Genomic DNA, 24,219 nt, shown 5'->3' on the forward strand with positions numbered 1-24,219 from the left:
TTTGTAAGTCGTTAATATCCAGTCATTTTCAAACCATGAAGTCGTTGATATGACTGTGTTAACGGCTCATTCTCACAACATCACGTGCAATCATAACTTCCTCATTTGTCGGGATAATCATGACTTTAACTGGTGAATGAGGGTAGTTGATGAATGCTTCTTCACCGCGCACTTTGTTTAATGCAGGATCCCAGTATACACCCATGAATTCCAGTCCCTGAAGAACGCGTTCACGGATGACATCACTGTTTTCACCGATTCCGGCTGTGAAAATGATTGCATCTACGCCATACATACGGGAAGCATAGGATCCAATATATTTATGGATTCTATTTGCGAATACTTCAAGAGCCAGTTCTGCTCTTTCATTTCCTTCAACAGCTTGAATTTCAATGTCGCGAAGATCGCTTGAGAAGCCGGAAACACCAAGCATACCGCTCTTTTTATTAAGAACATCAAGAACTTCAATTGCGTTCAAGCCTGTCTTTTCCATAATGAATGGAATAAGAGCAGGGTCCAGATTTCCTGATCGCGTACCCATTGTAACACCCGCTAATGGAGTGAATCCCATTGAAGTATCGATTGACTTTCCGCCTTCAATCGCTGTAATGCTTGCTCCATTTCCTAAGTGACAGGAGATAAGACGAAGCTGATCAAGCGGACGTCCAAGCATTTCTGCTGCACGCTCAGAAACATACTTATGGGAAGTTCCATGGAAGCCATACTTGCGAATGCCATATTTCTCATAATACTCATATGGCAAACTATATAGGAAAGAGCTTTCAGGCATTGTCTGATGGAACGCAGTATCGAATACTGCCACCGCAGGCACATTTGGCAGGACCTGCTGGAACGCCTTGATTCCAGTAATATTAGCCGGGTTGTGTAGAGGTGCAAGCTCAGATAGTTCATCTATTTTTGCAAGCACTTCATCCGTAATAACAACAGAATCATTGAAAGCTTCACCGCCGTGAACCACACGATGGCCAATTCCTTCAATTTCATCAAGTGATTTAATGATCCCAAGATTTGTTAATTTGTCCAGAAGGATTTTAACTGCTACTGCATGATCCGGGATATCTGTTACTTCCTTGATTTTTTCTCCATCTACTGAAATATTGAAGACTGCATTATCCAGCCCAATACGCTCAATTAAGCCTTTTGTAATAACATCTTCACTCGGCATATCAAATAATTGAAACTTTAATGATGAACTGCCGGCGTTAATTGCAATGATTTTTGCCATAAAGCTACCGCTCCTTTAGAATGTTCAAAGGGACTGATCTGTCACTTTAAACCAATACTTTATATAAAAATGTGTGATACGGCGATATAAAGTCATACAACTTTATTTTGTGCATCGGCCACAATTAATATCTCTCAATTTCCCATTTAAACACTGTATGCAAAACATTTCAAGAATCACCTTGCAATGATATCGTTTACATGCTAAATTAAATATTTTCTGATACTTCCTTATATTTATTCATTTAAAAAGAAGCCGCAAATACACAGCTTCTTCTCCGTTTATCCTTATTTACTTTCTTTAAACCAGACATCAATTTTTTTGAGGATTTTTTCTGCTTCTACTGTTTTGGACAAGCTTGGCAAGTTGACCAGGAGCGCCTGCTTAGGGGGAGTGACTCCTTCCCCTTTCTTCTGAAGGATGAATATGCTTTTTGCCGCTTTTTCATTTTTGAACATAGTGAGCGGCAGCTGTATCAATCCTTGAATGTAGGCATTTTCCTTGATGAACTCGTGAAGCTTTGGAGCCTGATCACTTTCGAACATTCCATTTGGAATGATAAAAAATAAATAGCCTCCTGATCTCACATGGTTCATGCTCTGCTCAATAAATAAGTGATGAGAATAGGAATGCCCCTCATCCGCTTTTAGCTTATACTCGGCCGAACGGATATCATTCGGATAATACCCGACAGGCAGATCACTTACTACGGCATCCGCAGATTCGATAAACAGAGGTTCGAGACTATCCTGGTTGAAGAATTGAATAGGGTGCTCCTGTAAATTGGCATTGATATAAGCTAGTTTAATCAATAAGTCATCAATCTCAATCCCTGTTGCCTCAATCACTTTACCACTTTGATGATTCATAACAGTGGTCAATAAATTTCCTGTTCCTACCGCAGGGTCAAGCAGGCGGCAGCTTTTATCCTGGATGAACTTTTCCACAAGGTAACCCATCAGCATTCCTACTGCATCAGGAGTCATCTGATGATTCGGCTGCACATTTTCTTTCATTCCTTTTAATATTGCAAGCTGAAAGGATTTTCTGATTTCTTCTTTTGTGCAGCTGCTTAAGTCAATGGATTCATAACTCTTCCTGAGCCTTTTAACTGTTAATTCGCTGAGCTCATCCTGAAGAATACTTTCATGAAATAAATTCTCTCCTGTTTCAGCAAGAGCTTCTAAGTATGTACAATGCAGTTCTTCCTGCATAATTACAGCCGTTTCGTTTAAAATCGTAAATAATTCCTCAACCGGAGTTATTTTCACAGCATATTCCTCCCGTCCTTATTCTTTTTCCTATTTTAACGGGCTTTTGGTTCATTCACAAGTTTCGTGCTGAGGAATAAAAAAATTAAAGCTCCGGAACGAATCCGGAGCTTCCAATTTTCTATATTATTTCGCTTGTTTAGCTGCTTCGACTGCTGCTTCATAGTTTGGATGATCTGTTGCTTCACTGACATATTCCGCATATGTTACGGTATCATTCGAATCGACAACAAAAACGGCACGGGCCAATAAACGAAGTTCCTGGATGCCTACCCCATAAGCTTCACCGAAAGACAAGTCGCGGTGATCGGAAACAGTTTGAACATTTTCAATGCCCGCTGCTGCACACCAGCGCTTTTGAGCAAACGGAAGATCTACGCTTACTGTAAGAATTTTTACATTATCAAGCTTGGAAGCTTCTTCGTTAAAACGGCGTGTCTGTGCATCACAAACGCCCGTGTCGATAGAAGGCACTACACTTATAAGACGTACTTGCCCTTTTGAATCAGCAAGTGTAACTTCAGAAAGGTCATTTGCCAGCACCTTGAATTCCGGAGCTTTATCCCCCGCTTTAACTTCATTTCCCAGTAATGTTACAGGATTTCCTTTGAACGTAATAGATGCCATTTAAATCGTCCTCCTTAATCACTTATGTACAGTGTAAATCATATCTTTTCAGAATCTTTTTTGCAATTATTAAGGATGCATTCCAAGAAAAAAGTTAACTCTCCTTAGGAAAGTTAACTTCCTTCTATTCTTAGATATCCAGATCCTGCTTATGTCCGTTGTACTCATCACTGTTTTCCTGATGGTTTTGGCTATGCTGGCTGCCTGAGCCGCCGTCTTTCTTATTAAACATCTGCTGAATTTTATCGACTGCCTGGGGGGCAAGGTCAAGAATTTTCTCATACAAATGAGTGCTTTCATCAAGATGGACCATTTTTACCCCGTGAGAATTGACAATCAAAAAGGCGATTGGTGTGATGGAGACACCGCCTCCGCTCCCTCCGCCAAACGGATGGCCCTTTTCCTCGCCTGATTGTCCATCAAGCATAAATTCGCTTCCTCCTGCCGCAAAGCCAAAGCCAACCTTTGAAACAGTTAAAATCACACTGCCATCAGGGGTTTCTACTGGATCCCCTATTATTGTGTTAACATCAATCATTTCTTTCAGGTTTTCCATGGCAGTTGTCATAAGCCCTTGAATAGGATGGTCAGACATTCATTGCTCCTCCTCTATTAGACAGTTTTAGTACCATCATCAGATAAGGCAGAAAGCGGCTTTGTCCTGAAATCCGGCCGTCCGCCCTTCCAATATTTGATCAGTTTAATTCCTGCTAACATAGCATGCCCGAGACGAAAATGAATCATACATGAAATGGCTGTTTGCGAGACGGAAAATTGGAAATGAGGAGTGACGCTGATGCTGGGATGCGTTTTCAGTTTCATATAATGACTTATTAGTCCAATAATGCTCCCTTTTATCGCCCAGAGAGCCCCGGTGATCATCCCCGTATGGGCCGCATCCCCAAGGCCAGCAAAAGTATGCCATTCAAGATTCCTGATGGTTACACGCTTTAGAAATTTCTGTATTATTTTGTGGAGGTTCACGACATGATAAAGCATAGCTTTTATATCATGGTAACCATTAACAAGATCTACCGCAGAGAATTGCTTTGTATCTTTGCCGGATGGATTTTCCTGTGGTCCTGCCGCCGTCTTTTCCTTAACAACTAAAGTTGGCGAATTATCGTCCACTTTTATTAGAGGGACTTCTATTTTGTACCTGATCAGCCCGAACCAGGCTTTCAATTGGATTTTCAAATGATCATTATCGTTTCCATGGTAAAAATGAAAATATATCTTTAGTTTTGTTATCATAATTAGAATTAAAAGAAGTATGAAGGCAATTACGGCAATCAGGAGCCACTTCACTTTTTTCACACCCTTTCAGCTTTGTATTATGCCCAACTCAACAAAAATAAACCTGCCACCAGGCGGTGACAGGCTTCTATTTCTCCATTAAATGGCTTGTTCATTTTGCCCTTCGTGGACAACAGAGGTATCTGCAAAAAGATCATGCAGCCCTTGTTTCTTAGGCAGGAAGGCTACAATGACATAGCCGATAAATATGCTCACTGATATAAAACGGCCGATCCATTCACGGAACAAAATTGTGCCCCATGTCAGCTTTTCCCCTTTAAGATCTACTACTTTTAAACCAAATACCATTTTCCCGAGCGTCTGACCAAAAAACTTTGTCATCAGCACAAAATAGGCGTAAAACGTAATGGCAGTTGCTATGGAAATCGGAGCAAACAAACTGCTTTCATGCAAAGGAATATCCAATGCTCTAAATACTGGATTGATCAATATCCGGTCTACACTGCCAACCACAACCAAATCTAAAAGATAAGCCCAAAATCTCATCCAAAAACCAGCAAATCTGAGTGGTGATAAAGCTTTTTGAATGGGGGGAGTTTCTGCTTGTGTGACCGTTTCCTTACCAGTCGGAGCTGCTTCATCAATGGATGACTGAATCTCGCCTTCATCCTTACTAAAATCAGGATGAGGAAGCTCTCTTTCATTAGGATCATTTGAAGTCATCTTTTCTTCCCCTCCCTATTCAGCATAAAGATACATTAAACGTGGTGAGTTTGGCTGTGATAACAACTTCATCACGCCTGCCATTTCCAGGTCATCACCCATGATTTTTCGCGCTCCCATACTGAACATGGAGCCGAACCCGAAATTCTCAGTATATTTTACAACCTGGGCACCATTTAATTTATGGTCTTTCTTCAACACTTCAATGACATCATCGCTATAGCCAAAACCGTCAATCAGATTCAGTTCCTTCGCCTGACGCCCGTCATAAATGCGGCCGTCCGCAATTTCCTTTACTTGTTCCTCGGTTAATCCACGGCCTTCCGAAATAACTTTAACAAATCCCTGATAGGAATTATTAATCATGGATTGAAGGATCTTTCTTTCCTCATCCGTCATCTCCCTGGTCGGGCTCATGATATCTTTATATGGACCGCTCTTAATCGTAACAAACTCCACACCATATTTCTCAGCAAGCCCCGCATAATTATAGCCCTGCATAATAACACCCAGCGAACCGGTCAATGTCTCAGGACTGGCAAAAATCTTGTCAGCAGGAGCGGATATATAATAGCCCCCTGAGGCAGCCATGGATCCCATCGATATGTATACCGGCTTCTTTGTTTCTTTTTGGATTTCAGTAATCTTATCATGTATTTCGGCGCTTTCCACTACCCCTCCACCTGGGGAATTAACCTTTATGACAATCGCCTTTACCGTACTGTCTTCTTTTACATAGTCAAGATTATCCATGAATGCTTTGTGATTATAACCCGGACTTGCAAATAAAGAAGATGCATCACCCGTATCCTGGATCACTCCATTCACGTCCAGTACAGCAATCTTTTTCTGTGCATTGCCCTCTTCAATGATTTCTTCCGAAAATGCTTCATTGCCTCCTGCAAATAGTTCATTTACCGAGCTTTCAATATCTGTAAATGCAAATGCAGTCACAAAATTCAGCACAACGGAAAATACAAACAATCCTGCTGCTATTCCCAGTGCAGCCCAACGTTTTCCATTCATTAAGAAATCCTCCTTTTAAAATGCCCTCTTCTACCATAATCAGCCGCTTTGTTAGACTGATTATGATTCCCAGAAAACCTGGTTGTTGTCACATATTCTACATACGTATAAAACTTTAAAAATGTTTCAAAAAAAGGTAAACTGAATTCAACATCCATAATCATAGCAAAATTTGAATTATTTAGGAAAGATTTTCTTACTGCTTGGAGGAATGAATATGCCTGAAAGACGCAATATATACTTCTATCACAAAAAAGATGAAGAAACGATGGGAAAAGTAGCTCCTCTTTACAGCCTGGCTGAGGAGCATGCCTTTACGGTTGTGAGTGATTTCAAAAAAGCCAATATCATTGTAAGCATAGGGGGAGACGGTACGTTTTTACAGGCTGTCCGGAAAACCGGCTATAGAGATGACTGTCTGTATGCCGGAATTTCTACGACCGGAAGCCTTAGCCTGTATTGTGATTTCCATCTTGATGATACAGACAAGATGGTGGAGGCAATGACAAATGAAAAAGTAGAGGTAAGGCGCTATCCAACTATTGATATTACAGTTGATGAACAGACATCCTTTCAGTGCTTAAATGAATTCAGCATCCGCTCTGCCATAATTAAAACATTTGTAATCGATGTCTTTATCGATGATTTACATTTTGAAACGTTCCGAGGGGACGGAATGATTGTTGCCACTCCAACAGGAAGCACAGCTTATAATAAATCAGTAAACGGAGCAGTTGTTGACCCGCTGCTGCCATGCTTGCAGGTGAGCGAACTAGCTTCACTGAATAACAACCGCTATCGTACACTTGGATCCTCCTTTATTCTAAGCGGAGACCGGCAGCTGACCCTCAAAGTAGTTCAAGATGGCAATGACCATCCCACGATGGGAATGGACAATGAAGCCCTAAGCATTCAGCATGTCGAAAAAATTGATATTAAACTGAGCAGCAAAATTATCAAAACCGTAAAACTGAAGGACAATTCCTTCTGGGAAAAAGTGAAGAGGACATTTTTATAAAAGGCTGTTTTCGCAAAGTTTGTTGCTATTTATATTATATTTACTGAGTTGATTGTAGTGGAGGGTGCGAGACTCCTACGGGAGTAGCGGGACAGGTGAGACCCCACAGACGCGTAGCGTCGAGGAGGCTCACCGCCCGCCCCGTGGAAAGCGAGCATCCTGGAACGGAAATCAACGGACAACATTGATAAGCGAAAAACAACAATTTATACGAAAAGAGCCTTATAAAAAAAGAGTTTCGCATGTCCGTGCGAAACTCTTTTTTCTATATGCCAACACCTTTTCTGCGCTTTAATTTTGTTTCCCGATGAGCAAAAAGCTTTGTCTTCGAAACTGAGTAAATGGTTAAAGCCAGCCAGATAAACATAAAGGCAAGCATGTGAAGTTTTGTAAACTGCTCATGATAAACGAAAACCCCCAAAATCAGGGTAATTGTCGGTGCAATATACTGAAGAAAGCCAAGCATAGACATCGGTATCTTTTGAGCTCCTTTGGCAAAGTACAATAGCGGCACCGCTGTGGCTGCACCTGCCCCGATAAGAAGCAAATCGGTGCTTAGCGAAACATGCAAAAAAGCCTGCTTATCATTCATAAAAAGCATAACCATATAAATAAATGCAATCGGAGTCACTACTAATGTTTCGAGCGTTAAGCCAACAGCTGAATCTACTTTAATAAGCTTTTTGGCCAGCCCGTAAAGCCCAAAGGATAAAGCGAGAACAATGGCTATCCAGGGGAACCGCCCATAGCTGAAAGTCAAAATCATCACTCCCGCAAACGCAATCCCAAAAGATACATATTGCGCTGGTGACAGCTTCTCTTTAAAAACCAGCATGCCCAGAATTACACTTACGAGCGGATTAATATAATAGCCGAGACTGGCCTCAATCATCTGATCGGTATTGACCGCCCAAATATATAAAAACCAGTTTGTGCTGATCAGAATGGAGGCAATCACAAGGGCGAAAAGCTGCTTTTTATTAGTTTTAAACCCTTTAAGTGTTGCAGCAAAGGCATTCCACTTTTTTGAGACCAGCAAAATAATCAGCATAAAGAAGAATGACCAAAAAATCCTGTTAGCCAAAATTTCATCTGCCTGCACGTGGTCCACTAACTTCCAATATACAGGCAAAATGCCCCATAAAAAGTAAGCAAACCCTGCGTATAAAGCCCCCATTTGCACTTCATTATTTTTCATTTCATTTCCTCAATTCTTTCTAGTATCGAAATATTTATATTATAAGTCTGCCAGAAAAATGTTTGCAATCATTTTTTCCTGCCAAAAAGCGAATGCCAGGCACCCATGCGATAGGCACCTGACATTTTCGTTTATTTTTCGTATACTATTTTTCCATCAATAACGGTTTTGTTTACGGTAACTGACGCAATTTGCCCTATTGGCATTTTAAAAATATCTTCATTTAAAATGGTGAAATCTGCTAGATGCCCTTCTTTTATGACACCTCTGTCATTTTCATGGGAAGCAGCATATGCACTGCCTTTAGTGAATAAGCATACTGCTTCATACACAGATAATGCTTCACTTGGATAATAGACAGTGTTATGCGGGTCATCTATGTTTGTTCTTGTAACAGCTGCATGAATACCAAGGAATGGATTGACAGGCTCAATCGGTGCATCAGATCCTCCTGCACAATGTACCCCTTCTTTCAGCAGTGTTTTCCATGCGTAGCAAAACTCCATATTTTCTTCACCAATACGCTCGATCACCCATGGAAAGTCGGAGGCAGTAAATCTCGGCTGGATATCAAGGATTAAAGGCAACTTTTTAGCCCTTTCAATAAGTTCCTTGCGCAATATTTGAGCATGAATCAGTCTGTCTCGCCCCAGACCTTCTAAGGGATGTTTTTCAATCGCATTTAATGCCATCTCAAATGCCAAATCTCCAATCGTATGGATGGCAACCGGCATTTCAAGATTGCGGGCTTTCTCCACTAAGGCATCAAGCTGTTCCTGTGAGAAAATAGCAACTCCTGAAGTGGATGGATCATCTGCATAAGGATGACTTAACAAAGCCGTCCTCCCCCCCAAAGCTCCATCGGCAAATATCTTCATAGCACCAAACTCTATATGTTTACTTCCCGCTAAAAATCCTCCTCCTGATTCCTTCATTTCATCAGCAACTTCATGATGAACCAGCAGATGTGCCCGGAAAAGAAGACCCTCCTCCTCAATTACCTGCCTGAAGGCCTGATAGGTCTGGGTGAACCCTCCATAATAATTAAGATCCTCCGTATGCCCTCCTGTTAATCCAAGCTTATAGGCGTCATTGATGGCAGCGTGAAGCGCCTTCCTTAAATACCCTTCTGAGACAGCAGGCATCACATTGTATAATAGCTCTTGGGCCTGATCCTTCAATAGTCCATTTAGTTTTCCAAGTTCATCTTTCTCAATTACTCCTCCTGGAGGACATTCAGTATCTTCAGTAATATTTGCTTTAGATAATCCAAGAGAATTGACTGCAAGTGCATGTCTGCACACACGTTTCAGCATGACAGGGTGATTGGGGACATATTGGTCAAGCTCAGAAGCATATATCGGCTCCGGCTGGTCCCATAAATTCTCATTCCAACCTTCCCCAATGACCCATTCTCCCTCATCTATTGTCTCTGAAAATTGCTTAACAGCCTGAAGAACTTCCTGCTTTGACGTGTACTCAGACAAATCGAGTCTTATCAGTCTTTCGCCATGTCCGATAAGGTGCATATGGCTATCCACAAATCCTGGAAGCATGGTGCTCCCCTCAAGATCAATCTCCTTTTGAATCTCTTCTTTATACTTATCCCTTAAATCTTCCAAGACACCAATTTCAATAATTTGGCTGCCTACTGTAAAAACGGCCTCTATCTGATGGCCTTCCTGCTGAAGGGTATATATCGGCCCTCCGTGCCATAGCGTTCCCATATAATCTTTTCTCCTTTAATAAGTAAAAGTTCACATTTACCATAGTATAACAAAAATACAGGCGGAATGAATTCCGTCTGTACTTTTCAAAGCATTCAGTTTTGAGCTGAAGCAGTTTCCGCTTCTATTTTCCGCAATTCCACACGCATTATTTTTCCTGACGTCGTTTTTGGCAGCTCAGATAAAAATTCAATTTTTCGAGGATATTTATAAGGAGCTGTCAGCTCTTTTACATGCTCCTGGAGCTCTGAAACAAGGTTAGGATTATTCTGATCGACACCCTCCCTTAAAACAACAAATGCTTTAACAATCGATCCTCGAACTTCATCAGGGCTTCCTACAACTGCACATTCGGCTACATATGGGTGCTTTACGAGTGCGTCCTCCACCTCGAATGGTCCAATCGTATAGCCAGAGCTGATAATAATATCATCACCGCGGCCTTCAAACCAGAAATAGCCATCTTCATCCTTCTTTGCCTTATCTCCGGTAATATAGTAATCCCCCCGGAATTGCATAGCAGTTCTTTCCGGGTCTTTATAATAATTTTTAAAGAGTGCAGGAGTTTCTACATGGACAGCAATATCTCCTGTCTCACCTACAGCACATACTTCACCGTGTTCATTTACTATTTCGACTCTGTTGCCTGGAGTCGGTTTGCCCATTGAGCCTGCTTTTAGCTCCATATCCTTTGTAATGCCCACAAGCAGGGTATTTTCAGTCTGTCCATACCCATCACGGACATTTACGTTAAAATGCTTTTTAAATGTATCAATCACTTCCCGGTTTAGCGGTTCACCCGCCGAAACAGCACTATGAAGGGCCGGAAGCTTGTACTCATGAATATTGTCAGCCTTTGCCATCAGCCTGTATTCAGTCGGCGTGCAGCAAAGAACATTAACCTGATTATCTTCTAATAGCTGCAAATATTTTTTCGGTTCAAATTTTCCATTGTAGACAACTCCCGTGGCACCAGAACCCAGAACGGAAAGGAACGGGCTCCAAATCCACTTTTGCCAGCCAGGACCTGCCGTTGCCCATACCGTATCTCCTTCGTTAATGCATAGCCAGTTAGGTGCTGCTGTTTTTAGGTGAGCAAATGCCCAGCCGTGTGTATGTACGACGCCTTTAGGATTTCCTGTTGTTCCTGATGTATAGGAAAGGAAAGCCATGTCATTCCTGGAGGTATCAGCCAATGATAGTTCCGGCGAAGCCTTTTTCATTTCCTCGTCCAGACCAATCCATCCCTCTGCTTTCCCGCCTATCACAAATTTCGGCAGGACTTCTGCTTCCTTAATATCTTTAAATTGGTCAACATATGGATAATAACTTACGATCGCTTTAACATCGCCATGATTAATGCGGTATTGCAGATCTTTCGAACGAAGCATTTCAGAACTTGGTATAACAACAATTCCCGTTTTTAGTGATGCAATGTAAACCTGATACGCTTCAATCAGTCTTGGAACAATGATAAGAATAACATCCCCTTTATTCAAACCATTTTCTAAGAAAACGTTTCCAATTCTGTTCGCATTGTGAATCAAGTCACTGTATGTAATCTCTTTTTTTTCCCCATGCTCGTTTTCCCACTTTATTGCAAGTTTGTCCTTATCCCCGGCAAACCGCTCCATTTCCGATACGAGGTTGTACTTTTCCGGTGCGATTAAGTCTTCGCGTTTCATCAAATCTCCCCCTGACCATTTCATTTGCTGCTGCAAGAACTTGGATACTTGTTCTATAGAATATTATACTAAATTATTATAAAATTTAAAATTATTTATTATTTAAAAGGCTATTTTCGCAAAGTTTGTTGCTATTTATATTAGATAAGCGGAAAACAACAATATATACGAAAAGAGCCATTTAAAAAGTTATTTACACAAAAATAAGGAGCAGGAATGATTCCTGCTCCTTGTAGCCATATTATTTAATTATCTTTGAGAACCGCCTAATTGCTGTTCAGCCATTTGAACTAAACGCTTAGTGATTTCTCCACCTACAGAACCGTTAGCGCGAGAAGTAGTTTCAGCACCAAGGTTTACACCGAATTCAGTAGCGATTTCGTACTTCATTTGGTCAAGAGCTTGTTGTACTCCAGGAACTAGAAGTTGGTTTGAGCTGTTGTTGTTTGCCATGTGATTTCACCTCCTTGTGAGTATAGAATGTGTAGAATCACATGGCCATATACACTAATTAATTGGTAATTGTTGTATTTTTTTAAAGTTAAATTAGCATTTGTTGTTTTAGCATTTTGATAAGTCAAGTGACCTACGCTACAATCAACTCAGCAAAATAAAACCTGTTGCATATAGCACTTTTAACATTATCCAGAGTGTAATTAAAATAATTCCCCAAAAGAGTTTTCATTTCGCGATTGGGGTTTGATAACCAGCCTTTCGGTGCCTTCGACTGATTTTGCAATTAGAGGTTCAAAATCAACAAAGCTTTCAAAGCGGCGGACTTTGTCCCGTTTTGGTTTTGTTTTAGGTGATGATGGAACGAAAACGGTACAGCAATCTTCAAAAGGCCTGATCGATATATCGTGCGTATCGATGGTTTGAGAAATATCGATGATATCCGATTTATCCATTGTGATCAGCGGGCGCAGGATAGGTGTTGTCGTAACATCGTTAATGGCAAACATGCTCTCAAGCGTCTGGCTTGCTACCTGTCCAAGGCTTTCCCCGGTGATAATGGCCAAGCCATCGTTTTTATCACGGATTTCATCAGTGATCCGGAGCATTAATCGTCTTGTTGTTGTCATCGTATAATTAGCCGGAACCTGCTGATGGATCAGTTGCTGGATTTCTGTAAATGGGACAATATGGAGAACGACGGATCCAGCAATATTCGCAAGTTTTTCTGTCAAATCTATTACTTTTTGCTTTGCACGCTCACTCGTGAAAGGCGGGCTGTGAAAATGGACAGCTTCAATTTCCAATCCTCTCTTCATGGACAAGTAACCTGCTACCGGGCTGTCAATTCCTCCGGAAAGCATGAGCATGGCTTTACCGCTCGAGCCTGCAGGAAGTCCACCGGCTCCCTCAATGGTTTCGCATGATAAGTAAGCCGCTTCTTCGCGAACTTCAATCTGCAGATTGATATCCGGCTTTTTTACATTCACTTGTAGATTCGGCACATTTTTCAAGAGGTGTCCGCCAAATTCATGATTAAGATCATCTGTATTTAAAGGGAAGCTTTTATCGGCTCTCTTAGCCGTAATCTTGAAAGTCTTTCCTTCTTCAAAATGTTTTAAAAATAACGCCAATGCTGCAGCTTTCATTTCTTCGATATCTTTATTGACTTTCACAGCAGGACTAAAAGACTGAATGCCAAAAATCCCTCTAAGGCGATCAGTAACCTCTCTGCCATCTGCACCATTCAAGACAACGTACATTCGGTCTCTTGTTGATTCTATCTTGATGCCGGAAAATTCATTCAGTACATTGTAAATGCTTCTTCTTAGTTTATCGACAAACATATTGCGGTTTCTGCCTTTTGTGGAAATTTCTCCATATCGTATAAGTATACGGTCATAATTTATCATGATTTCATAACCTCTCTTAGCCTAATAACGGTCTCTTTTACCGCCTGTATAAAAACTTCTGCCTCTTCCTTCGTATTATCATAAGACAAACTGACCCGGACTGCACTTTTTGCATCCTTTTCAGGGATTCCCATAGCCATCAGGGTACTGCTCGCAGCAGATTTTTTCGAAGAGCAGGCACTTGTAGTAGAAATAAATATTCCGCGCTCTTCTAAAGCGTGGACAAATACCTCCGCTTTGAATCCTTTTATGGAGAAATTGACGATGTGGGGAGCAGAATTATTTTCAGGGGTATGAACTGTAACCCCCTCAATTCTTCCCGCCTCCTCCATAAGATAGGTTTTGATGGATTTAAGCCGGCTTAAGTGCTTATCCTTATTATTCATCGTAAGCCTTAGTGCCTTTGCCATTGCTACAATGCCAGCTACGTTTTCCGTGCCGCTTCTCATTTTCCATTCCTGATTGCCCCCGGAGAGCAACGGCGAAAGACGAAGTCCATCACGAATGAACAAAACCCCGTTCCCCTTCAAACCGTGAAATTTATGAGCCGAAATCGTACACAGATCTACCTGGGCCTCATAAAGATCCAGGGGCACCTTGCCGATTCCCTGAACATTGTCTACATGAAATATTACCCGCGCATGCTTCTTCAGCATCTCGCCTATTTCATTAATTGGCTGAATGGAACCAATTTCATTATTTACGTGCATAACAGAGATTAAAACAGTTTCAGGTGTAATTTCCTTTTCAATGTCTTCAGCATGGACAATACCCATACTATCCGGTTCAATTACGGTTATGCGATAGCCCAATTCCTTCAGCTGATCAGCAGTTTCCCTTACAGAAGCATGCTCCAGCCCGGTGATGATAATATGGGTCCCTCTTTTTCTATGCATTAATGCAGTTCCTTTTATAGCGAGATTATTGCTCTCTGTCCCTCCGGATGTGAAAAACACTTCATTGCTCTTAACATTCAGCAATTGAGAAATTTGATCACGCGCCTGCATGAGCAGCCTTTCTGCCTTACCTCCAAATTCGTGAAGGGAAGAGGGATTACCAAAGTATTCTGCAGAAACCTTCATAAAAGAATCAAGCACTTCTTTATATGGTTTAGTTGTTGCACTGTTATCTAAATAAATCACGGTATTCTCCTTTCAGTTCCGATAACCCTTTAGCCAACTTTAAATCTTATCATAACCAGTGAAGAATGGAAAATGGAATGGAGGCATTAGATTCAAATATTCAAATCTATACTATATAAATTAATCAAGTTTGGTCAGTTTAACCAAATGGATGGAATAATTCTTACGTGAAAAGGCTGATATTATTGTAATTTAAGCAATACTATTTTGAATCTGCTATTATAAGATACTAAATATTAAGACTTCGTATTTTTTCGACATTTTTTTTAGTTCATATGCTAATATGAAAATGTTCTAAACATTATGATATGGAACTCTTTCAGGAGGATATATATGGAGAATAAAACACTGTCAACCAAACAAATTCTCGCCGTCGGACTCATGTTATTTGCTCTATTCTTTGGGGCAGGAAACATGATTTTTCCTCCCTTCCTGGGACAAACTGCCGGCACAAGTGTATGGGCTGCTATTATTGGATTTTTAATTACAGGGGTTGGATTGCCGCTACTGGGTATTATCGCCATTGCAAGAAATGGAGATCTGCAAACAATTGCAAGCCGCGTACATCCTTTATACGGAATGATTTTTACTACTATTATGTACTTAGCCATTGGACCATTTTTTGGAATCCCCCGTACTGGGACAGTTGCTTATGAAATTGGGGTTACTCCGTTCTTATCTGAAACCGCTTCCAATGGTCCTTTTTCTTTGTTGGTTTATACCATTGCCTTTTTTGGCATCACAGCCTGGCTTTCTCTAAATCCATCCAAATTAGTGGATAGAATCGGCAATATTTTTACGCCTGCCTTGCTCATTATCCTTGCTGTTCTGGTTATAAAAAGCATCATTACTCCTATGGGCGAATTGCAGGCCCCAGTGGGGGCATATGCAGAGGGGCCGTTCTTTAAAGGCTTTATTGAAGGCTATCTGACAATGGATACAATTGCAGCACTGGTATTCGGTATTATCGTGATCAGCTCCATACAAGGCATGGGTGTAACAAATAAACATTCCCTTATGAAAATTTGCGTTACTGCCGGACTGATAGCAGCTGCCGGCCTTGGGGCAGTATATTTATCTCTTGCATACATCGGTGCAACAAGTATAGATGCTATAGGTGAATTCGATAATGGCGGGGCTATCCTATCTGCTGCTTCTCATTATCTATTTGGAGCTGCGGGAGCAGTTATCCTTGGGCTGGCCATAACGGTAGCGTGTCTGACAACCTCAATCGGACTCGTTTCCGCTTGTGCGCAGTACTTTCATAAACTGCTTCCAAAAATATCATATAAAACCTTTGTAATCATTCTTTCACTATTCAGTATGGTGGTTGCAAACATTGGTTTAACTCAGTTGATTCACCTTTCATTGCCAATTTTAATCATTATTTATCCTCTGGCCATCGTGCTGATACTTCTATCGTTTATGCACAATGCCTTTAACGGTTACTCATTGGTATATATCGGGGGATTAATTCCAACAGGGTTAATTAGTTTTGTGGATGGCTTGAAAAAAGCTGGAATGGACGTATCCTTTATTACAGATTCACTTCAATTCCTCCCATTCTTTGCTGAAGGTATTGGCTGGATTGTGCCTGCCATTGCCGGAGCTGTTATAGGCTACTTTCTCGCAATTGCTGTTGGGGAGTCGAAAAAAACAATTGCTGGAAACGAATAATCGATAAGCTCCCATGTGCTCGCTTATCGATGTATGGAGCCTGATAGATTCCTTTTAAAAAAACAGATCCATAATCGGATCTGTTTTTTTATTGTTCTGTTATTAATTCTTCAATTCTCTTGATCGCACCCGGCTCGACTTCTTCAATTGAAGAGGCAGCCTGCTCCAATGCTTTTTTATATTCATAGCTTCTGAATGAGGCCTCTGCTTCCCTTAATCCATTATCAATAGATGGATAACTGCTTCTGTATCGGTTGCCATATTGGATGACCTTCTCAGCTAGAAGAATCGTCTCAATCATATCACTCACAGAATCAGCAGCCTTATCAACAGTCAGCACCGCAACTTCAAGATATTGCTGGACCGAAGGAATGTTCAATGGTTTTTCATCGAGCTTAGCCAGTACATTATCTATGCTTTCTTTTGCATCCTGTATCAAATATTTATATTCCTGGGAAACTCCAGGCACGTTGTTTTTGGATATAAGCCTTACTGTCTCTGCCACTTTCTTGCTTAATTCTTTTACCTTTTCCCTTGCAGACATTTCATCTTTTCGTAAGGCCTGAAGCTTTTCGGCAAAAGCTGTCTGCTCATCTGAAATCTCCTCAATGTGTTCCTTGACTTCCGCAAGTTCTTCTCTCAGAAGGGTATGGGGAGTATTTTGGCTGTTAATCTTATGCTCCAGCACTTCGAATTTTTTGAACAGCTGGTTTATTTTTTTCTCCAGGTGGATTTGAATTTCAAGATCCTTTTCGGGAACATGATAGCTATTCCGGACAGCCGCTATCTCTGTCTTTAGCTTATTGTTCATATCACGGTTATTATAAAGCATGGTTCTTGTTGCTTCATCCTGCTGGCTTAAGTAATGTCTGGCATGTACTTCCTTTTCGAGCAGATCGTACAGATGTTCCATATTATCTTTGATCTCTTCGACTCCAGTTTGAACTTCTTCGATTTGTGCCTGATCGATGGAGCCTGCATATACATTTACTTGTTCTTCAAGCCTCTCAATTTCTTTATCGATCTGCAGGTGATCAAGCAGATATCCCTGCTCCAGCATTTCCTTGTATCCGTCTTTTAACTCCTCCAGTTCGGAAGGGATCTTGGATTGACAGTCAACCATCAAACTCGGTATAGCCTCCATTTTCGCTTGAGAATCCTCAATCAGAGCTTTAATTACAAGAACGGTTTCACGAGCTTCAAGGTAATTGCCCTTTTCAGTTTTGTCATCGAATTCTTCAAATTTGGAGAATGCTTCATCCAGCTGTTCTTCAAGAATTTTTTCAGATTTGCCGAATGTATGGCGGTGTGCAAGGAGAGACTTTTTGCATTGGCGGTACATATCTTTCAATTCTTCAATTTCTGCTCTATTTTTCTCTTCACTGCCTACCAGTTCATTCAATTCAGCAAGCAGGTTTTGGATGTTTTCTTCTATCTCGGTTAATCTTTTTTCTATTCTCTGCTGAATTTCATGGGAATTTTTAAAGCGGTATTTATCTATGCTCTCTTCAGCATCAAATAACAATTCTTCCACATCCGGAAGCTGCGATGTAACTATTTCATCCCATTCATTTCTCCAGCGTTCAAATAATTCCTCTGTCTGCCCCGTCATATTCAGCTTTTTCACTCTAGACATTTCGTCTAGAACAGGGCGGTCGGTTATGTCCATTTTCCAAGTTTCCAGCCTGTCAATTTCTTTGTAATGTTTTTTCTTAAAAAAATATCCGGTGAGATATAGGCCTAGAAGAATGACTATAGCTCCAAGTATGTATTCCATTTTAAAGCCCCCTGTTCTGTTGCCGAGCCAGTATGTATATGTAAAGTTTTTATTTAATAGTGTGAGGCGTTTCTTTATTTCACATGTTATTTTCAATGCTTTTATGATACCATGTAAACGACATTTTTTGACTATTTATTTCATTTTTTTATGAATTTCTTCATTTATATCTGATGTAAAATGCTATTTTCGAAAAATAACTATAACATCTGTGTTTGCAAATGGCTTTTTTCGAAGCTCTTTTCGTACAAATTATTGTTTTTGCCTTTTAATATTGTCCGTTTATTGAAGCGAGAGACTGCTCGCTGCAATCAACTCAGAAAAAAATATACAAAAAGCAATCGAAAACCGCCATTTCAATTGAACTATATGAACTGTTCAATTACAAACAATTCGCTTTTTATAAGTGATTTCCTTCTTTATTTAAGAGATATATTAAAAAGAGACTTGAGTACTGCATCCATTAAACCATTGCAGAAAGGAAGATCTTTAAATGCTAAAGGACGGCCATATCCACACACCCTTTTGCCCGCACGGTACAAAGGATTCATTGGAAGATTATGTTGAAAAAGCAATAAGTCTTGGTTTTAATGAGATTTCTTTTACTGAACATGCTCCGCTTCCAGATGGCTTTGAGGACCCGGCACCTGCCCGGGACAGTGCCATGCGCAAGGAGAATCTTGAAAAATATTTTACTGATATTACAAAAATAAAAGCAGATTATCAAGGGAAAATCAGGATTAATGCGGGGCTTGAAGTGGATTACATTGAAGGTTTTGAACGGGAGATCAAAGAATTCCTTAATAAAAATGGAAAATACATGGATGATTCTATTTTATCTGTACATTTTCTAAAACACGGCAGCCGCTACGAATGCGTAGACTACAGCCCGGATGTTTTTTTAAAGATGATTGAAGAATATGGTTCTATTGAGGCAGTTTATATGAATTATTTCCGCACCCTGCTCCTATCTATAAAAGCAGATTTAGGATCGTTTAAACCTAAAAGGATTGGGCATATCACCCTGGTGAAAAAATTTCAAAAAAAATATCCCGCTAATCGGGAATTTAGAGAGGAAATAAACCAAATACTTGATGAGGTTCATACTCATGGCTATGAACTCGACTATAATGGAGCCGGTTTCGCCAAGCCTTTATGCAAGGAATCCTATCCTCCGGACTGGGCTGCAGAAGCAGCGGCCCAAAAAGGCATTAAAATGGTATATGGTTCCGATTCTCATCAGGCAAAGGACATGGGTCTTGGCCTCAATAGAATGAAACACCTATAAATTCTCAGAGTACGGCAGCATAAGGTTTTCCGGCATGATTACACAGGACTCCATCAACCCAATTGAAGATCTCTTTCGTATATTTGTCCGCGAAATATTTTTCATGAGGAAATACATGCAAAACTTCAGACATATAATGTGTGTTCAGAAATGGCATGGACAGGAGTCCTTTTAGCTGGATAATCATATAATTGGCTGAATGGTTACGGAACTCTTTTGTTTTCATGCCTCTATCGAGCACCTTGCCAAAATAAAACTTTTCCTTTGCTAAATAAGTGGACATGATTTCCCTTACCACCTGTGAATCTATTGATATTTCTCTGAGTATCAATCTTGTTAAATGGCTATGCTCAAATTGATAAACCATGATGTTTTGCGCCATTTTTTTCAGGCTCAGAGCCGCCCCCTGTTCAAGAAATGAAAACCCCTTCTCTATCTCCTGGATATATCCTTCGAAAAAAGCCGTAAAGCAATATTCAAGCAGCCCGTGTTTGTTATCGAAATAATATGCGATATTCGCTGGATTCGTCTGAGCTTTGCCTGCAATATCACGGATGGAAGTCCCAGAAAAACCCTTCGTATTAAATAAGGAGATAGCGGCAGACACAATTGCCTCTTTTGAATTTTTCTTCAAAGTTCCCGCCTCACTTTCTTTTGTAAAGTTTCTGTCCCAACACGTGGATTCTTAAACGGATTTGTTGTGATAATTATACATTCTTGCTAAAATCGTCTTATCCTTTATAAAGTTCTCGACAATGTCCTTCTAATTTCCTGTTCATCTGCCAGGAAATTCATTTATCTTTGAGAAAGCAAGGTGATTTGTGATGTTTAGTGTCGAATCATACAAGGGAACCCGTGAAGAAAATTATCAATTATTGATTAAACAGCTCTCTGCTCTTCTTGAAGGAGAAACGAACAGCATTGCCAATTTAAGCAATGCATCATCACTTCTTAATCAATTTCTGGAACGTACAAACTGGGTAGGATTTTATCTGGTGGAAGAAGGCGAGCTTGTTCTCGGGCCATTTCAGGGTCTGCCTGCTTGTGTAAGAATTCCCCTTGGCAAGGGTGTGTGCGGAACAGCCGCGAAGCAAATGGAAACTGTCCGTGTTGAAGATGTCCATCAATTCCCTGGCCATATCGCCTGTGACGCTGCATCACAATCAGAGATTGTTATTCCGCTTATCAAAGATGGCAAGCTTCTCGGTGTGCTGGATATTGATTCCCCGGAAAAAAACCGGTTTGATGAACTTGACCAAAAATACCTGGAACAATTCTCAGAGACACTTGTATCCTTCCTATAAAAGATTTCAAAAAAGAGATGGCCATTTAATAACGGCCATCTCTTTTAAATCAGATTTCTTCAAGTGCCCGGGACAGATCATCCCTGATATCTTCCCATGATTCTAGGCCGACCGAGAGCCTCAGCAATGTATCTTCAATGCCCATTTTCTCACGGAACTCTTTTGGAACTACTGCATGCGTCATAGTTGCAGGGTGCTGAATTAATGTCTCTGCATCTCCAAGGCTCACGGCAATTTTTATTAGATTCAGCCTGTTCATAAATTCCTGTGCAGTCTCTCTATCACCCTTAAGAGTAAATGAAATCATCCCGCCAGGCTTCCTCATTTGTTTTTGTGCAATATTAAAATCGGCATTACTGCTGTCTCCAGGAAAATAAACTTTTTCCACTTTTGGATGCGCCAATAAGTATGATGCCAGCTTTTCGGCATTGTCACAGTGCCTGTCAAGTCTGACTGCGAGTGTTTTCAATCCGCGGAGCAGCAGCCAGGCATCAAAAGGTGAAATTATGCCCCCAATATCTTTTTGTGTAGTCATTCTTACTTCATCTATAAATTCTCTGTTTCCTATTACAAGACCGGCAATTACATCACCATGGCCCCCGATGTATTTTGTCGCACTATGAATGACAATATCGCATCCCAGCTCAATCGGGTTCTGTAAATACGGAGAACAGAAAGTATTATCAACCACAACTGGAATTCCTTTCTCCTTCCCTACTTCTGCAACCATCTTCAAATCCACCAATTTCATTGTTGGATTTATCGGAGTTTCAACATATATACAGACAGTCTCAGGCTTTATTTGATCAAGCAGCTGCTGCTTTGATTCCATAGCTGAATAATTATGGCTGATTTTATATTTTTTCTCCATCATCTCCAGGAGTCCAAATGTACAACCATACACTCCCTGGGAACATAAGATATGATCACCTGTCTTGGTTAAAGCAAACAAAACAGCTGATACCGCGGCCATGCCCGAACCAAAAGCAAGGGCAGCTCCTCCCTTTTCAAGAGCGGCCATTCTTTCTTCCAGCATCTTTACCGTTGGATTGCCCAGTCGTGAATAGATATAGCCTTCTTCTTCACCGGCAAAACGCTTTTCTCCCTGCTGTGCTGTCTCAAAAGTAAAAGTCGACGTCTGAAAAATAGGCGGTGCCAGGCTTCCCTTAAAGCTTTCTGCATCGTATCCTTCATGGATGACCTGCGTCTCGAAGTTAAACCGATGTTTTCTATCCATTATAACTCTCTCCTTCACTGAAAACGCTTACATATTAAACTATAATAAGGTACTCTTTCAGCATATGATAATAGCATATTTTTTGAAAGTATTTTGTTTTGTAAAAATTGTTAATAAAGACTGCCTCTTCATAAGGCAGTCCCCTAAATATCTGCTGCAGACTCGAGTATCATTTTATTTTTCCCTGTATTCTTGGCAGTATATAAAGCCCTGTCAGCCCGCTTAAAAAGAGCAGCATAGGAATCCTTTTTCCCCCTGTTCCAATGCGACACACCACACGAAATGGTTACCTTGGGATCTGTAATCTGGCATACCTTTTTGACAAGACGTTCAGCAATAAGAGCACCAGCTGACAATGAAACACCGGGCAGGTAAAGAGCCAGCTCCTCACCGCCCCATCTTGCTCCAATATCAGTGCCGCGAATATTGCTGTTTATTAAATCAGCGACTTGAATAATGATTTCATCGCCTACCTGATGTCCGTAAGTATCATTTACCATTTTAAAATCATCTATATCAACCAGCATAAATGTTCCTTCATGATCTTCATTCATTGACTTATGAATGCGATCATCCAGATAGCTTCGGGAATACAGCTTTGTTAAGTGATCCGTTACAACCATCTTTTCAAGCTCTTCTCTCAACATTGAATTGGTAAAAGCAAGCGTAGAATGATGAATCAGTGATTGCAGCAGCTTGAATGTTTCAAATGAAAAATGATAAGGAGAACTGTGCATGACAAGCGCAAATCCCTTTAATACTCCAGACTGGGTCATCGGAACCGCCATAATGGATTTAAAGCAACCTGTCTCATCCTCAGACTGTAAAGAAAAATCTCCAATAAAAAGAGACTCTTTCTCCCTAAAGATCTTTTTCTTCATATATTGAATATAGCTTTCTGACTCTCTGGTCTGAAAGAATGCAGTGCTGCCCTGAATGACATTCACATCAGAACCATCAGAAGATACCAGGATGAAACCGGCTTCTTCAGCATCAAAAGACTGCAGAATCTGGTCTGCCATAAAACTCATCGTTTCTGTAAGGCGCAAATTCGAGTTCAGGCGATGGGATGTTTCATTAATTAATTGAAGATCCGCTATAAGCCGCTTGGATTGCTGGTAAAGCTGTGCATTCTCCAGGGCACTGCCTGCAGTATTGGCCAGAAGCGTTATAAATTCAATTTCAGTTTTAGGGAATATGATATTATTAGGTGCTATAACCTGGAGTACGCCATAAACCCCCTGTTTTCCTTTTAAGGGAGCATACAGGATGGAGCGAACTTCCTGCAGTGAATCTTCAAATTGAACAGCCCCCGTGACATAAGCCTGCATGGCCGCGATATTTTCGCTGTCATATTCAAGATCTCTAATAGGCAAATCCCCATGATTATTATTATCCTGGGACAGCAGAAGATAATAGGTAAAAGTGGGGTACATCTCCTGGAGAGTAAAGATAATTTCCCCCAGCACCATATCCATATCCATTGAAGAATGGAACTTCTCAGTAACCCGGTACAGCTGTTTGTAGCGTTTCTCTTCAGAAGCAATTTTGGCCATACCCTGAGCCTTATCAAGAAATTGCCCGCATTCTTCGCTAAGTTCCTGAAAGACTTTTTTTGGATAAGTGTGAAAAGAGCCTGATGCCCCAATTAGAATCATGCAGCCCAGAAGCTGGTTTCCTTTTACAAGAGGAATCATGATTTGTTCTTCCATAATCTCCGCGCCTAAACTCTGGAACTTTCTGTTTGTTTTAGCCCACCTTTTTAAATCACCTAAAAAAACACGCGAATCTAAAGCATCCGGATTTGTGGAAGCTTCTGCAAAAAACTCCTGCTTCCATTCATTAAAAACGCAGAGGGTTACTTCATCCGCTTCGGAAAGGGCTTGAATGGCAGAAAGCATTTCATTCAGTAATTTTTCATAATGAAAGAAACCGTTTTCTGTATCGATAATATCAAAGAATCGGCTTTTTAAATTAAGTATGATTTGGCGTTCAAGTGTATCCATCTTTTTATCACCCATCAAATGTCTCAGATCATGAATCTATTAACCAATTAGATATATTATAACGGACCAAAATTAACAATCACGGTAAAGATGTGGCTATTTCGTTTCAATTCCGGTTTTCAGCAGGAAAATTTTTCTTTATTAT

General features: G+C 40.6%; 21 protein-coding genes. 4 read left to right on the plus strand and 17 right to left on the minus strand.

The genetic code is table 11. The annotated features are described in order from the left end of the window. Positions 1-58: 58 nt before the first annotated feature. From M3205_RS03680 to sppA, 7 genes are all read right to left on the minus strand, one after another. The gene (locus M3205_RS03680; protein WP_251168689.1) at positions 59-1,246 is read right to left on the minus strand and encodes an acetate kinase; all 1,188 of its coding nucleotides are present in this window, start codon (positions 1,244-1,246) and stop codon (positions 59-61) included. A 287-nt stretch (positions 1,247-1,533) separates the two neighbouring features. After that, positions 1,534-2,517, minus strand: a complete 984-nt coding sequence (locus M3205_RS03685) for a class I SAM-dependent methyltransferase (RefSeq protein ID WP_251168690.1) — start codon at positions 2,515-2,517, stop codon at positions 1,534-1,536. A gap of 126 nt (positions 2,518-2,643) precedes the next feature. Further along, positions 2,644-3,144, minus strand: coding sequence for a thiol peroxidase (tpx, locus tag M3205_RS03690; RefSeq protein ID WP_095244873.1), 501 nt, complete (start codon positions 3,142-3,144; stop codon positions 2,644-2,646). 130 nt (positions 3,145-3,274) lie between these two features. After that, positions 3,275-3,739: a GerW family sporulation protein gene (gene ytfJ / locus M3205_RS03695; RefSeq protein ID WP_251168691.1), complete on the minus strand. Its 465-nt coding sequence runs from the start codon at positions 3,737-3,739 to the stop codon at positions 3,275-3,277. A gap of 17 nt (positions 3,740-3,756) precedes the next feature. Next, the gene (locus M3205_RS03700; protein WP_251168692.1) at positions 3,757-4,452 is read right to left on the minus strand and encodes a DUF2953 domain-containing protein; all 696 of its coding nucleotides are present in this window, start codon (positions 4,450-4,452) and stop codon (positions 3,757-3,759) included. 87 nt (positions 4,453-4,539) lie between these two features. Then, positions 4,540-5,124 (minus strand): RDD family protein, encoded by a 585-nt coding sequence (locus M3205_RS03705; RefSeq protein ID WP_251168693.1) that lies wholly within the window; start codon positions 5,122-5,124, stop codon positions 4,540-4,542. Between the two features lie 15 nt (positions 5,125-5,139). Next, a complete protein-coding gene (gene sppA, locus M3205_RS03710; RefSeq protein ID WP_251168694.1) occupies positions 5,140-6,150 on the minus strand; it encodes a signal peptide peptidase SppA in 1,011 nt (336 codons plus the stop codon). A gap of 217 nt (positions 6,151-6,367) precedes the next feature. On the opposite strand from sppA, the gene M3205_RS03715 reads away from it, so the two are divergent. After that, a complete protein-coding gene (locus M3205_RS03715) occupies positions 6,368-7,168 on the plus strand; it encodes an NAD kinase (RefSeq protein ID WP_251168695.1) in 801 nt (266 codons plus the stop codon). 265 nt (positions 7,169-7,433) lie between these two features. Here M3205_RS03715 and rarD read toward each other — a convergent pair whose 3' ends face one another. The 6 genes from rarD to M3205_RS03745 all read right to left on the minus strand — a co-directional run bounded on the left by rarD (position 7,434) and on the right by M3205_RS03745 (position 14,785). After that, a complete protein-coding gene (gene rarD / locus M3205_RS03720) occupies positions 7,434-8,366 on the minus strand; it encodes an EamA family transporter RarD (protein WP_251168696.1) in 933 nt (310 codons plus the stop codon). Between the two features lie 131 nt (positions 8,367-8,497). Continuing rightward, complete coding sequence (locus M3205_RS03725; protein ID WP_251168697.1) at positions 8,498-10,093, minus strand: amidohydrolase; 1,596 nt, start codon at positions 10,091-10,093, stop codon at positions 8,498-8,500. 95 nt (positions 10,094-10,188) lie between these two features. Then, positions 10,189-11,778 carry an acyl-CoA synthetase MbcS gene (gene mbcS, locus M3205_RS03730; protein WP_251168698.1) on the minus strand — a complete coding sequence of 530 codons (1,590 nt, stop codon included), beginning with the start codon at positions 11,776-11,778 and terminating at the stop codon, positions 10,189-10,191. Between the two features lie 249 nt (positions 11,779-12,027). After that, positions 12,028-12,231, minus strand: a complete 204-nt coding sequence (locus M3205_RS03735) for an alpha/beta-type small acid-soluble spore protein (protein ID WP_251168699.1) — start codon at positions 12,229-12,231, stop codon at positions 12,028-12,030. Positions 12,232-12,434: 203 nt separating this feature from the next. Next, positions 12,435-13,643 (minus strand): tRNA uracil 4-sulfurtransferase ThiI, encoded by a 1,209-nt coding sequence (thiI, locus tag M3205_RS03740; RefSeq protein ID WP_285886068.1) that lies wholly within the window; start codon positions 13,641-13,643, stop codon positions 12,435-12,437. After that, on the minus strand, positions 13,640-14,785 hold the full coding sequence (locus M3205_RS03745; protein ID WP_251168700.1) for a cysteine desulfurase family protein: 1,146 nt from the start codon (positions 14,783-14,785) through the stop codon (positions 13,640-13,642). Before M3205_RS03745 ends, thiI begins: the two co-directional genes overlap by 4 nt. Before the next feature lie 333 nt (positions 14,786-15,118). Between M3205_RS03745 and brnQ the strand changes: the two genes are divergently transcribed. Then, positions 15,119-16,462, plus strand: a complete 1,344-nt coding sequence (gene brnQ, locus M3205_RS03750; protein ID WP_251168701.1) for a branched-chain amino acid transport system II carrier protein — start codon at positions 15,119-15,121, stop codon at positions 16,460-16,462. 88 nt (positions 16,463-16,550) lie between these two features. Here the strand turns inward: brnQ and ezrA are convergent, their stop codons facing one another. Next, entirely contained in the window at positions 16,551-18,239 is a 1,689-nt protein-coding gene (ezrA, locus tag M3205_RS03755; protein ID WP_251168702.1) for a septation ring formation regulator EzrA, read from the minus strand. A gap of 493 nt (positions 18,240-18,732) precedes the next feature. Here ezrA and hisJ point away from each other — a divergent pair, with 493 nt between their 5' ends. Continuing rightward, positions 18,733-19,527: a histidinol-phosphatase HisJ gene (gene hisJ / locus M3205_RS03760; protein WP_251168703.1), complete on the plus strand. Its 795-nt coding sequence runs from the start codon at positions 18,733-18,735 to the stop codon at positions 19,525-19,527. Positions 19,528-19,531: 4 nt separating this feature from the next. Here hisJ and refZ read toward each other — a convergent pair whose 3' ends face one another. Further along, a complete protein-coding gene (gene refZ, locus M3205_RS03765) occupies positions 19,532-20,161 on the minus strand; it encodes a forespore capture DNA-binding protein RefZ (protein WP_251168704.1) in 630 nt (209 codons plus the stop codon). Between the two features lie 190 nt (positions 20,162-20,351). Here refZ and M3205_RS03770 point away from each other — a divergent pair, with 190 nt between their 5' ends. Next, the gene (locus M3205_RS03770; RefSeq protein WP_251168705.1) at positions 20,352-20,831 is read left to right on the plus strand and encodes a GAF domain-containing protein; all 480 of its coding nucleotides are present in this window, start codon (positions 20,352-20,354) and stop codon (positions 20,829-20,831) included. A gap of 49 nt (positions 20,832-20,880) precedes the next feature. Here M3205_RS03770 and megL read toward each other — a convergent pair whose 3' ends face one another. Next, positions 20,881-22,068, minus strand: a complete 1,188-nt coding sequence (gene megL / locus M3205_RS03775) for a methionine gamma-lyase (RefSeq protein ID WP_251168706.1) — start codon at positions 22,066-22,068, stop codon at positions 20,881-20,883. Positions 22,069-22,211: 143 nt separating this feature from the next. Next, on the minus strand, positions 22,212-24,074 hold the full coding sequence (locus M3205_RS03780; RefSeq protein ID WP_251168707.1) for a sensor domain-containing diguanylate cyclase: 1,863 nt from the start codon (positions 24,072-24,074) through the stop codon (positions 22,212-22,214). Positions 24,075-24,219 lie beyond the last annotated feature (145 nt).

The sequence above is a fragment of the Cytobacillus firmus genome, from assembly GCF_023715565.1.
In the GTDB taxonomy this organism is placed as follows: domain Bacteria; phylum Bacillota; class Bacilli; order Bacillales; family Cytobacillaceae; genus Cytobacillus; species Cytobacillus firmus_C.